Source organism: Catenovulum sp. 2E275 (assembly GCF_025515275.1).
GTDB lineage: Bacteria > Pseudomonadota > Gammaproteobacteria > Enterobacterales > Alteromonadaceae > Catenovulum.
The window spans coordinates 70,946-83,383 of the sequence record NZ_JAOPFU010000008.1; the positions used below are offsets into that span (position 1 = coordinate 70,946).

Genomic DNA, 12,438 nt, shown 5'->3' on the forward strand with positions numbered 1-12,438 from the left:
TACTTTTTCTTATCAGATTTTTGTACTTTTTTAGAGAGAATGGTAGAGGTTTTATTTTAAATATTTGTTATTTATTTAAATATGTAAATATGTAAATATGTAAATATGTAAATATGTAAATATGTAAAGTATTTTGGTCTTTTAAAAATAAAGATAAATAGTAACTAAACTCTAGGATAGATTAAAAATTATAAATAGGAACATAATAAAATGAATTGGAAAATTAAACTCAGAGCGTTTTTTGTTTTAGTATTTACTTTAATATTGGCTTCATGTGGTTCAACGCCTCAGCCTGTAGTTGAATTAAATACGAATCTTTTGGCCAAAGATGAACTAAAACTAGGTTTTGTTTATGTATCACCATCTGATAAAGCTACAACTCATATATATGGTGCTGGGTGTTTGCTATGCTATGGAGTTGCTTCTGCATTAACAAGTAAATTAGATACTCATTTAGAGAGTACAATAACAACCGAAGAACTAGATAATATTAAAGGTTTAGTGTTATCTTCATATCAGAAACGTTCTAACAATATATCAATGGTTGAGCTATCCCAGCCGATTAATAAGTTGAAAAAATTTAAAGGTGAACTTGGTTACGCCAAAAAAGATTTTAGGCCATTAAAAGAAAGTTTAGGCATTGATGTGTTGGTGGTGTTAGAAATACACCAGTATGGGGCATTTCGAAGTTTTAGTAACTATATTCCTAATGGTGATCCGCAGGGATACTTATCTGGTTTATTATACGCTATTGATTTAAATACAAATGCTTACCTTCAATATTTATCAATTGATGAAAAGATTCAGCCATCAGGTGAATGGGATGAACCGCCAACATTTCCAAATGTAACTATGGCTTATTATCAAGCTATAGAAAATACGAAGCATAAAATTAAGACCGCTATTTAAAACATGAAAATGTTTATATTCGCAATCAATTTATTGGTTGCAAGCTTGTTGATAGGGTGTGGCTCTACCCCCTATCAAGATGATTATTTAAAACACATAAATCATCTCGAGTCTGACTATATCGATTTTAAAATTAAGTTCTCTGGGGATGGTTTAGTTGATCTAAGAGGCCTCTATAATCGCAACAATACATTAGATGGAACACCCGTTTTATATCAAGGTGATGCAGGAATTGCTGGTTTAGTCTTACAAATTGGAACACACTCTACATTAATTGATTCTGAAAGAGATAAAAAACTAGCAGAAGCACAGAAAAATGCCAATTCAGAAATAACACCTCTTATTGATTTATCTCAGAATATTTCATTGTCTGAGTTAATTAATGGCTCTTTAATTAAACAAGCTGAAACTTCTCCTGTTTTTATTAAACCAATTTTTTTTAGTAACTCAGAAATGAATAGGTTATTTGTTAAAACGCATGTTTGGATCCCTCGAAAACAGAACAAAAAATCACGTAAAGAGCCGGATAATCAATATCAAAATATGGTTCAAGTCTATGGACAAACCTTAAATAAAGATGAGGTAGAGTCACTCAAATCTGGAGATGTGAATTTATTGTCTAAAATATTGAGTAAGTTACTTGTTACCTCGCTCGAAATAGCTAAAAACGCTTTAGCTGGACAGTATCAGGATATAAATGCACAAGCTAAAACTTTCATAATAGAGCAGGATACACAACGTCAAGTTATTAGAGGCAATATTGTCGATGAACGATGTGGAATGAATATAGTAAAAGATATTCGGTCTTGGTTTATTGCTTTTCCTATTCAAGACCTTGAAAAAGTAAATACCAGTAAAAGTGGTATTTGTACTATAGCAGCCCAACACTAACGCTATTGTTTAATACTTAACAAATCTTAGATGCGTTTATTATAAAAGCATTTACCCGCTTATTTTACCTATGGACTGCCCAAGGATCATAGGGTTTGTCTGCCGATTGGTTATCCTGACGGGTTTTATTTCTTGGTGTTCTACGTGCAGGGTGTTTACTGGTATTTTGATTACGGCTATTTGAACCTCGGTCTTTTGGCTGAGGTGCTTGACCTAAAACTAATACCTGAGGCTGTCTTGGTTTTTGATGCGCAGGAATAATCCGTTTGCGTGGCGGCAGGGCATAATTGGCATCGTCTGCTTTTGGCAGGTTTTTAAATTTGTATAAATAAAAAATTTCGAGTTTTTCTCTTGCCCACTCGGTTTTACGTAAAAACTTTAAACTTGACTCAATACTTGGCAATTTATCAAAACATTTTATCCGGGTGTACTCAGCCAAAATTTCCCAGCCATAATGCTCAACTAACTCAGTTAATAGCTGCTCAAGCTTTACCCCATGTAGCGGGTTATTCAGCATTTCGTTTTGTTCTGTCATGATCGCTGCTCTTTTATTGATTCAAGGCTGAGTATTGTATAACTAAATCAAAGTAAATTGGTTATTTTAACGCTATTTGTTTGCTCAATTTATGAGATAAAATAATCTTTTCAGCCGTTGGCTGCGCTGTTGAGAGTTAAATTGAGTGAATTCAGATAAAGTTGTTGTGGTTGTTGGGGCGGGTCCTGCCGGATTAATGGCTGCCGAGGTGATTAGTCAAGCCGGTTTTAAGGTAAAGGTATTTGATGCAAAACCCAGCGCCGGACGTAAGTTTTTATTAGCGGGCGTTGGTGGCATGAATATCACACACTCAGAGCCTTATCCGCAATTTATTACCCGTTATTATGAAAAATCACAATGGCTTAGCCAAGCTATCAGCCAATTTACCGCAGATGATATTCAAGCTTGGATGAAAAGTTTAGGCATAGACAGTTTTACCGGATCATCCGGCAGAGTATTCCCGCAGGATATGAAAGCTGCGCCTTTGTTACGTAACTGGTTAAAAAATTTACGAGACAACGGAGTTGAGTTTTATCCCAATCATAAATTAATCGCCTTAGCACCATTTAACTTACATGACCAATCAAATGGCTATCAATTAAGCTTTATCAACAAAGCAGAACCGACTGAAATAACCGCGCAGGCAGTTGTATTAGCTTTGGGCGGCGCAAGCTGGCCTAAATTGGGCTCTGACGGTAAGTGGTTTAACTTATTGACGGATAAAGGCGTGAGTGTGCATAAGCTACAAAGTGCTAATTGTGGATTTTATTGCAACTGGTCAACTTATCTTCAAAATCAATTTGCCGGTACTCAACTTAAAAATATTGCCTTGCATTTTACTGCACCAAATGGCGAAAAAATGGTTAAAAAAGGAGAATGTATTGTCACTAAAGATGGTTTTGAGGGCAGTTTATTTTATGCATTTTCTAAATATTTACGTGATGCGATTAATCAAACTGGTCAGGCAAATATCACCATAGATTTAATTCCGGATTTAAGTTTTGAGCAAATTTGCCAAAAGCTGAGCAATAAAAAACCAAAAGAAAGTTTTAATAAATATTTAAAACGCAGTATTGCGCTTAACTCACTCGAAATAGCTTTGTTATTTGAAAAATTTGATAAAACACAATTACATAATATTGAATACCTAGCCCGTGCAATTCAACAAGTGCCCGTTACATTAACCCAAGTGAAACCGATTGAAGAAGCTATCTCAAGTGCCGGTGGTGTTTGTCAGTCCAGTGTTAATCACAACTTAATGTTAACTGCGCTCCCCGGTATTTTTTGCGCTGGCGAAATGCTGGATTGGGAAGCGCCAACCGGTGGGTATTTATTAACTGCGTGTTTTGCGACTGGGCGGCTTGCTGCTACAGGGGTATGTGATTTTTTAAGCAACAACTTGAACAAGCAGATTTAATTCGCAATAATTGCTGCTTTATTCTTTTAGCAATTGGATACTTAGCATTACATGGACAGAAGCAGCTCACCCGTTGAACCTCTTGATCAGGCCTGTATTTGGATGGCTCGTTTGTTGGCGGATGATGTAACTGTTCAGGATCAACAAGCTTGTGAAATATGGCGCAAGGCTGATCCCGCCAATGAAGACGCATGGCAAAAGTTGCAAAAATTATGTGATACTTTTGATAGGCTGCCTGATCGCAAAATGGGCAGCCGTATTTTAATTCAGCACAAATCTTTTAGCCGCCGCCGCTTATTAGCTTTTATTGGCGTGGGTTTGGGCGTTGGTGTTGTGGGAACCCGTCAATTGAGCTCACACTTAAATGAAGAGGCAGACTACCTGACTCAAACCGGTGAAATTCGCGATATTTTATTAGATGACGGTACGCGGTTAACTTTAAATACGGCAACCAAAGTTGATGTTGATTTAAACCAGCGACATATTCGTTTACTTGAAGGGGAAATTTGGGTTGCAACGGGCGATCATTCCAAGCCGTTTTCCGTAATTAGCCGCCATGGCCAAATGCGGCCATTGGGCACTGAGTTTACGGTTCGTGAACTGAATCAGCAAACACGGTTGAATGTTTATCAGGGACGGGTACAAATTACCCCTAAAAGTCAGTCATTTAACTATATTATTGAAACCAATAAAGGTGCAGATTTTGATACCAACGGTATCCACAAACACTTTTCAGCTTACCTAGACTCAAAAGCATGGGTTTATCGCAAGTTAGCAGTATCCAATATGTCGTTAACCGAATTTATTCATGAGTTATCGCGCTACCATTCGGGCATTATCAGAATTGCCCCTGAATTATCTGCAGAGATTATTACTGGCGTTTTTTCTCTAAACGATACTCATAAAGTTTTGTCACGGGTAAGTGAGATTTTGCCTGTCGATATTCAATATATTACCCCGTGGTGGATTAATATAAGCGCTCGCTAAACTATTTAACGCATTTTATCATTATTATTTAAGTGATTGAAAGTAAGGTTTGATAATGATTTAATGAAAATGAAAATTATTATCATTACGGTTTTTTTGTTTGTTATTCGGTGTTATTAGTAAAATTCTGAATAAACAAAAATAAGAGGAACACCGTAAGTGAATTTAAAATCAATCCCCAAAGTTAAATTTGCGCTGACCGCATTATCTTTTGCTGTGCTATCAGCAACAGCAGTCTCTATGCCAGTTAAAGCGCAAACAGAACTTACTGAAAGCCGCGAATTCAATATACCGTCAGGTAGTTTAGATCAAGTATTAACCCAATTTGGGCTTGAAGCAGGGTTAGAGCTGTATTTGGATGGTGCGTTAAGCCAAAATCAAACCAGTGCAGGCTTAAAGGGGTCTTACACGCCAATAGACGGTTTGCAAAGCTTGCTCGCAGGTACAGGGCTGATAGCGCTAGAACAGGAAAACGGTGCTTACCGAATAGGGACAAGCAGTGAGTTATTAAAAGAAATACCAGACAATGTCATGTATCTGGATAAAGTAACGGTTAAAGGGAGCGGTGTCGTGATTAGTCGCGACGAGCAAGGTTACAACGAGGTATTTGATAAAAATATTTCAACTACCTATATGGGTAAAGTTGAAGTTGAACGTTATAAAGGTGCTACGCCGTCAGATTTATTGCAAGGCATGCCCGGTATATTCAGCGGCGAAGCGCGTAATAGTGGCGCATTAGATTTAAATATTCGCGGCATTCAAGGGCCGGGTAGAGTGCCTGTTGCAATTGATGGTTCAGAGCAATCAATAGTCGTTTGGCGTGGTTATAACGGCGCAACTAACCGAAGTTATATTGACCCTAATTTAGTGAGCAATGTGCAAATTTATAAAGGAGCTGGCTCTGTAAGAGATGTTAATACCGGTGTTGGTGGCGCAATGGTGGTCAATACTCTGAGCGTGGATGACATTGTTAAACCCGGTGAAAATTTTGGGGTAGAAGTAAAAATAGAGGGCAGCAGTAATGCGGTAAAAGAACGGGTGCCCGCTTTACACACAGGTGAAGATTTTCGTGACGTAGAAGGTTATCCGGATAATAACGGCATAGAAGATGTAACTTTAGTTGTACAACCAGATGGTGACAGCGGTGGTATTAATGTGTTTTCTGGTGACGATTATACTTACCGTTTAGCGGTTGCTAACAAAACAGATTTAGTTGATATTTTAGCCAGTTACGCTTATCGAAAACGCGGTAATTATTATGCAGGTACTCATAACACAGGTTATTACGATACGCCCGGAGAAGCATCCGAAAAAGACTATATAACCTCTATGGCCTCATTCTGGAAACCCGGCTACGAGGTCTTAAATACCTCCAACGAAATGGAGTCTTGGTTATTTAAATCCACTTTTCATTTGTCAGATAACCAGCAACTTGAATTGGGTTTTCGTCAGTCAGATTCAACTTATGGCGAAATAATGCCATCGCGAATCGACCGATTACAACGCGGAACAGTACAGTGGCCACTGAGTAAAATAGATGCAAAAGCGTATCATATAAAATATATCGCTAAACCAGAAGGTAACCGCTGGATCGATCTGCATATTAATTTATGGCATACAGATACTGAAAGTAATACCTATACCCGAGGCGGATTCCCTAATTATGTTGATTACAATATGAATACTCAGCAGGGAAATCCGATAATTGAAAACAACGCGATTAGCCATTCAGACAATGTGCGCTCAGGTATTAACTTAAGTAACAAATTTAATGTAACCCACTCGCTCGATTTAACCATAAATGCTAGTTATCAGCATGAGCAATTGCGTTCAGATGACGAACGGCTTACCTATGCAAGTGCTATGTTTCCGCGGGAAGGGCGACGCCAGCAAAAAGAATTTGATTTTGATTTTGCTTGGCGCCCAACTGAATTTTTGGAGTTAAATGCCGGTATGCGTTACAGCTCGTTTTGGGCATTTGATGATTATGTAAGTGCTCACGAAGGCGAAATTAGTACTCAGTATACTCATTATTATGAGTTGAATTATCAAACTCGGCGTTATTTTAACGATGAGCAAGATAAGCTCGATTACATCTATAGCACACCTCAAGTTGAAGAGTGGCAAGCGCTAGTTGATTCAGGTGAAATGCCTCAATTTATATTTGACATCTTTGTGGGAGGGATTATAAGCGGCACTGGAGAATATGTTGATGAAGAGCATGTTATTTTATGGGAACCAGATACAGACGGTAATTATGATCGAGCGGATAATGAGACTGTAGAATTACTCTCATCTCGCCTTTATAAATAAATTCAGTTTAATCTGTAACTTATTGAAAAGAAACATTGAGTTGCCAGATCTCATATGATCTAATAACTATTATTCACCTATGCTTCCTATTTATGGCCAATTACAAGCCTGATTACTCACACCAAAATCAATTTATTGCCGTTGATTTTTCTGCGCAAATCCTCCCCGGTACATTCGAGTTCGCACTAAGCCATATTGTCGATAAACACTTAGATTTAACCACGTTTGATAACCGCTATAAAAATGATAAAGGCGGCGCTGCTGCCTATTCTCCTGCCGTCATGCTCAAAATCATATTGTTCGCCTATTCTCGCGGTTATATTTCAAGCCGCCGAATTGCACAGGCCTGCCAAACCAATATCACGTTTATGGCTTTATCTGGTGATGCACAACCTCACTTCACTTCAATTGCCAGCTTTGTCGCCAATATGAGTGATTACATTGAGCCCTTATTTACGCAAGTCTTAATGATTTGTGAGCAGGAAAACTTAATTGGCCACCATATGTTTGCTATTGATGGTTGCAAAATACCATCTAATGCCAGTAAAGAATGGAGTGGTACACATCAAGAACTTAAACAAAAAGCTAAACGACTCAGACAAGCCAGCAAACGGATTATCGCCGCACATAAAGCGCAGGATGAATTACCCGAAAATGATATCGCTCAGGATTTAAAGCAAAAAGAAAAGTTAGACAATACCGCCCAGAAAATTGAACACTTCTTAGCAAAAAATGAAGAACGAATCGGCAGTCGAAATGTTCCTGTTAAAAGCAACATCACCGATAACGACAGTGCTAAAATGACCACCAGTAAAGGCACCATTCAAGGTTACAATGGCATTGCCATTAGCGATGACAAACATCAAATTATCTTACAAGCACAAGCGTGGGGCTCTGTTGGTGAACAACAAACTTTACAACCGGCTATCAAACAGCTGCAAAATACACTCACTCAAATTCAACAATCAGGCTCCTTAACAACCGCCAAATTCAGTGCCGACAGCGGATTTAACAGCCATGATAATATTCAGTTTTTAGCCAACGAAAAGATAGATGCTTACATTGCCGATACCGGATTCAGAAGCCGTAATCCTCTCTTTCAAAGCAGTAAAACCTATCAACAAAATCAGGCTAAAAAACGAAAGGCGCGAACCGATAAAAGCCACAAACTCTTTACCTACCATGAGTTCACATTCAATCAGGCTGACCTAACCTGTATCTGCCCAGCGGGTAACCTCATGTGGCTAACCGCCAAACCAAAAGCCGATGCAACGCATACGCGGTTTCAGGCTTACCTGAAAGATTGTCGGGATTGCCCTTTGCGTAAACAATGTATGCAAAAAGAGCCTAAAAATCATGGCCGGCAAGTTTCAATTCCGATAGATAAACAGCGCACAAAGGCTCAAATACTCAGTGATGAAATGAAAGCCAAAATAGACAGTCCACAAGGGCGACGTGAATACAGCAAACGACTGGGCTGCATTGAACCTGTCTTTGCTAATATTTCCAAAAATAAAGGGATGGGTTACTTCACCTTACGCGGGAAAACCAAAGTGAATGCACAATGGCAAATGTACTGCTTAGTTCACAACATCGAAAAACTCAGAAATAGCCTGCAATAAAAGGTTAAAAGGTGCCTTTTCGCCCGAAATTACGATCAAAGTAGCTAGCCACCGCCTCACTACTCATTAGAAAAACCAGATAAAAATCATATCAAAAATGACTACATGAACAGTAATCAAAATCAGATAAAAATATTGGCCATTAAAAGAATAAATCACTTCAAAAAATGAGTAATTCTACAGTCTCAATGCCTGTTTAAATGGTTCGCTGGATGATCAAAACATCATTAATTGTAGCACTCGAGCGGTTAATAGCTTTGAAACCGTAAATGCCGAGCGTAAAAAAGACAATGGTTGGGTTCCGCATTTTGGCATTACCGCAAATATAAATGATCACAACCGAGTGTATTTCCGCTACGCAGAAGATTTGCGTTATCCATCCATGTTTGAAAGCACAGTCGGCTTTTCGGCATCAACGAGTCAATACCCACTTAAACCCGAACATGCTTATAACTGGGAACTTGCCTTTGTCTCAGATTTAACCCCATGGTTGCCGGAAGCTGAATTTGCCGATGTAAAACTGGCTTACTATCACCACTTAACTCGCGATGTGATTGACCGCGATAATTATTTCCGCTTTGAAAATATCGACAAACAAATTATTAGCGGGATTGAGTTTACAGCAAGATATGATTCTGGTCGTTTCTTCACTGATTTTGGGGTTAATTCCACCTTTAAAAATGAAGTTTGTGATGAAAATACCGCAGCTATACTCTCAATGCAAAGTATGAGCTTAGCCAAAACAGATCCTATCCCTCAGTGTATGAAATACGGTTTTCCTAACAGTTATTTATTAACTCAAGCAACGCCAGAGTTTTCAGCAAACTGGTCGGTTGGTGGCCGCTTTTTGGAAAACAAGTTAGAACTGGGCAGTCGTATTACCTACTATCAAAAATACAAAAATAAAGATTTAGACTGGTATGCCAGCCATGCTTATAACCCGGATAACCCAGGGGTGGGCAACTACCTCTATTTTTATAATATTCCGTTTAGCTGGGGCGAGACTTTACTGGTTGATGCGTATGCAAATTATCAGGTAACAGAAAGGCTCACTATGGAGTTAGTAGGAACCAATTTAACCGACCAATATTATGTTGACCCTGCCACCCGCTCGGCTATGGCTGCACCGGGGCGCACGGTTAAACTCAGTTTGACCGCTAGGTTTTAAGCCGAGCCGGTTAATACAAGGAAGATATACCGTGCTGCTTCAAGATGCTTGAAATATTCATCTTGAGGGAGCACGGGTATAAGTACAAGGATCGTTTTAATGACTGACCCCCAAACTGCTTGAAGATACGAGATATGCACTTTCATGTAGCTTGGGTATATAAACTTAAAAGGAAATATAATTATGAAACAATTTAATCTAGCATTATTAGTTACAGCTACATTTGTAGCATCAACTGCTCAGGCTGCAGTTACCGAGGGTAACTATTATGGTGATACCAGTGACGGAAGTTATGTAAGCGTTGGTAAATCAGATGTGAATGCAGGTACAGTACATACCGCCGGACTTGCCGGTTTTGGGGTAAACGCAACCGGAATAGGCACTCAAGTGGACTTTCAAGGCATAAGTGGTTATTCAACCAGTAGTTATGCAAATGTTGACTGGGGCACTCATGAAGTTTTCCAGTTTTCAGCTCCTTATTCTGGCGCACCGTCAAGCCATGGTAATATGGGTGTATTTGCATTTGCCAAAATAGGCAGTGACGATTTATGGATTGGTGAATGGTCATCTAATGGTGATGTAACAAATGGGTCACATACGGTTTATTATTTTGGTAAAGATTATGACAGTTCAATTCCATCATCTGGCAGTGTCACTTATAACGTTGTTGGAATTAATGATTATAGTTCAGCTAGTGGCGGCAATTTATTATCAGGAGAGTTTGAAGCTACGTTCAATGGCTCATACGGAACACTGACAGGCAGCATAGAAAATAGCAATGGCTTTAAAATTGATATTGGAACAGCTGCGATCTCATCTACTGCTATTATCTCTGGTTCTACCGCTGAAGCCTCTGACTCCAGTGGTTCATTGGCAAGTAATGGTGATGTTTCTGGCCGATTTTATAACAGCCATGAAGATTTAGCCGGCATGGTTGAATTTACCAATAATCAATATGACACGGCCTTTGGTGGTTCAGTAGCCGACTAAATTGTTTACCTAGTCTTTTAAACAAAGCCGGATACCTTGGCAGAGGTATCTGGCTTCTTTTTGCTTTGAGCGCTTGTATGCTAACCAGACTTTTATTATTTTTCAATACCCACACAAAAAATATTGTTTTTCCCTGCGGCTTTTTCAGCTTGCTATTGTTGAGTTTAAGCAGCCATGCTGATGATCAGGACACTGCGTTACGGTTAAATCAGCGTCTTGAATTAGAAGCAAATCAGCAAGAACGGCAAATCCTTAAAGATGAGGATTATCTTAAAGGCGAGCGTCCCACCTTAACTATAAATGGTAAAACCTACACTATTCGCCATGAGGTCAACGATGTTGGGCGGGCGCTATACCTTTCTGTACAACAAAAACAGTGGTCTGCGGTGGTGTATTTTCTCAATGAGTATTTAATGTTTGAAAACTCTGATCCTATGCTTGTGGCGTATGCTCAAGGATCATTAGCTCGCTTGCAAGGTTTTATGGATCAAGCGGAAGCTGAATTTAAAATTTTACTGGAGATTCAACCCGATTTTTTATTGGGGCAGTTAGAGCTGGCAAGAGTACTATTTGAAAACCGTAAAGACAGTGAATCACAGGCAATGTTGACTCAAGTTTTTACTTCACTCAATCCAGATGATCCTCGCCAGCAAGGGGTTTTAACAACGGTTGAACGATTTTTACAAGCGGTAGATAAACGTCAGTCGTGGCAAGGCTCAATTGCCGCAGGGCCGGTATGGTCTGATAATTTGAATCAAACCTCAGAAAGTTATACCTGCTTGTATTATTACGATGAAACTTGTGTTTACGAGCGCGAAACCCCGTCGGCAATTCAAGCTCACGGCTTGGGATACGAGCTGAGTTTAAATAAACGATTTGCTTTGTCTGGTCATCACGGGATGTATGTTCGTTCAGTGTGGTTTGGGCAAAACTATAAAGATTATGCCCATTACAATGAAAACCAACTCAGTACTCAATTTGGTTACAGTTATCACAATATGCGTAACCAGTATGCAATTGCACCATCATTTGAGTTTAGCCATTATGGTAATAACTCGTTATATGGCGCGTGGGGGGTACATGGGGAGTGGCTGCATTATTTAACAGATAAAGTCATGTTTAAGCTAGAGGCTGATTATAAAGATCAGCGTTATCGCAAAGATAATTTGGCCGATCAATACAACGGTGGGATTTGGTCTGGCTTTGCGACTGCTTGGTACGCACTACCTAATGACTGGATGGTGTTTGGTGGGCTTGATTATAGCCGCAAAAAAGCTCAGGTTGATCAGCTTGCTTACCAACAAACTGGCATTCGTACGGGTTTGGCTAAAACCTTTAATCAGGGAATTAATGCGGTGTTATTTACCGCGCTACGCGAACGTGATCACGATGAGTACAGCGCGATATTTGAGCAAAAACGTCGTGATATCGAGCAAAACTATACGTTAATTGTCCGCTTTCCCAAATTCAGGTTTTATGGGTTAGAACCCAATTTAACTTTAAAGCATCGCAAAGTACGCAGTAATGTTGACTGGTTGTATTCACACAATCGCAATAGCATTAGCTTTAAGTTGGAAAAAAAGTTTTAAGTTAATTTTTTGTCACG

The 12,438-nt window shown here is 39.1% G+C and carries 10 protein-coding genes; 9 read left to right on the plus strand and 1 reads right to left on the minus strand.

Features of this window, described 5'->3' with window-relative positions:
• Positions 1–210: 210 nt before the first annotated feature.
• Together N7931_RS06510 and N7931_RS06515 are read left to right on the plus strand one after the other, a co-directional pair.
• Positions 211–909, plus strand: coding sequence for a hypothetical protein (locus N7931_RS06510; protein ID WP_262792793.1), 699 nt, complete (start codon positions 211–213; stop codon positions 907–909).
• A 3-nt stretch (positions 910–912) separates the two neighbouring features.
• Positions 913–1,800, plus strand: a complete 888-nt coding sequence (locus N7931_RS06515) for a hypothetical protein (protein ID WP_262792794.1) — start codon at positions 913–915, stop codon at positions 1,798–1,800.
• A gap of 64 nt (positions 1,801–1,864) precedes the next feature.
• Here the strand turns inward: N7931_RS06515 and N7931_RS06520 are convergent, their stop codons facing one another.
• Positions 1,865–2,335, minus strand: coding sequence for a VF530 family protein (locus tag N7931_RS06520; protein ID WP_262792796.1), 471 nt, complete (start codon positions 2,333–2,335; stop codon positions 1,865–1,867).
• A 145-nt stretch (positions 2,336–2,480) separates the two neighbouring features.
• On the opposite strand from N7931_RS06520, the gene N7931_RS06525 reads away from it, so the two are divergent.
• The 7 genes from N7931_RS06525 to N7931_RS06555 all read left to right on the plus strand — a co-directional run bounded on the left by N7931_RS06525 (position 2,481) and on the right by N7931_RS06555 (position 12,421).
• Positions 2,481–3,752, plus strand: a complete 1,272-nt coding sequence (locus N7931_RS06525) for a TIGR03862 family flavoprotein (protein ID WP_262792797.1) — start codon at positions 2,481–2,483, stop codon at positions 3,750–3,752.
• Between the two features lie 51 nt (positions 3,753–3,803).
• A complete protein-coding gene (locus tag N7931_RS06530; RefSeq protein ID WP_262792799.1) occupies positions 3,804–4,739 on the plus strand; it encodes a FecR domain-containing protein in 936 nt (311 codons plus the stop codon).
• A 159-nt stretch (positions 4,740–4,898) separates the two neighbouring features.
• Positions 4,899–7,052 (plus strand): TonB-dependent receptor, encoded by a 2,154-nt coding sequence (locus N7931_RS06535; protein ID WP_262792800.1) that lies wholly within the window; start codon positions 4,899–4,901, stop codon positions 7,050–7,052.
• Between the two features lie 92 nt (positions 7,053–7,144).
• Entirely contained in the window at positions 7,145–8,674 is a 1,530-nt protein-coding gene (locus tag N7931_RS06540; RefSeq protein ID WP_262792802.1) for a transposase, read from the plus strand.
• A gap of 226 nt (positions 8,675–8,900) precedes the next feature.
• The gene (locus N7931_RS06545) at positions 8,901–9,842 is read left to right on the plus strand and encodes a TonB-dependent receptor domain-containing protein (RefSeq protein WP_262792842.1); all 942 of its coding nucleotides are present in this window, start codon (positions 8,901–8,903) and stop codon (positions 9,840–9,842) included.
• Positions 9,843–10,025: 183 nt separating this feature from the next.
• Positions 10,026–10,832: a Slam-dependent surface lipoprotein gene (locus N7931_RS06550; protein ID WP_262792803.1), complete on the plus strand. Its 807-nt coding sequence runs from the start codon at positions 10,026–10,028 to the stop codon at positions 10,830–10,832.
• Positions 10,833–10,990: 158 nt separating this feature from the next.
• Entirely contained in the window at positions 10,991–12,421 is a 1,431-nt protein-coding gene (locus tag N7931_RS06555) for a surface lipoprotein assembly modifier (protein WP_262792804.1), read from the plus strand.
• The last annotated feature ends 17 nt before the right edge of the window (positions 12,422–12,438 follow it).

Excerpts from the sequence above, each read along its gene's own strand:
- N7931_RS06530 (WP_262792799.1), top strand. The coding sequence starts at position 3,804 with ATGGACAGAAGCAGCTCACCCGTTGAACCTCTTGATCAGGCCTGTATT.
- N7931_RS06540 (WP_262792802.1), top strand. The coding sequence starts at position 7,145 with ATGGCCAATTACAAGCCTGATTACTCACACCAAAATCAATTTATTGCC.
- N7931_RS06520 (WP_262792796.1), bottom strand. The coding sequence starts at position 2,335 with ATGACAGAACAAAACGAAATGCTGAATAACCCGCTACATGGGGTAAAG.
- N7931_RS06510 (WP_262792793.1), top strand. The coding sequence starts at position 211 with ATGAATTGGAAAATTAAACTCAGAGCGTTTTTTGTTTTAGTATTTACT.
- N7931_RS06515 (WP_262792794.1), top strand. The coding sequence starts at position 913 with ATGAAAATGTTTATATTCGCAATCAATTTATTGGTTGCAAGCTTGTTG.
- N7931_RS06550 (WP_262792803.1), top strand. The coding sequence starts at position 10,026 with ATGAAACAATTTAATCTAGCATTATTAGTTACAGCTACATTTGTAGCA.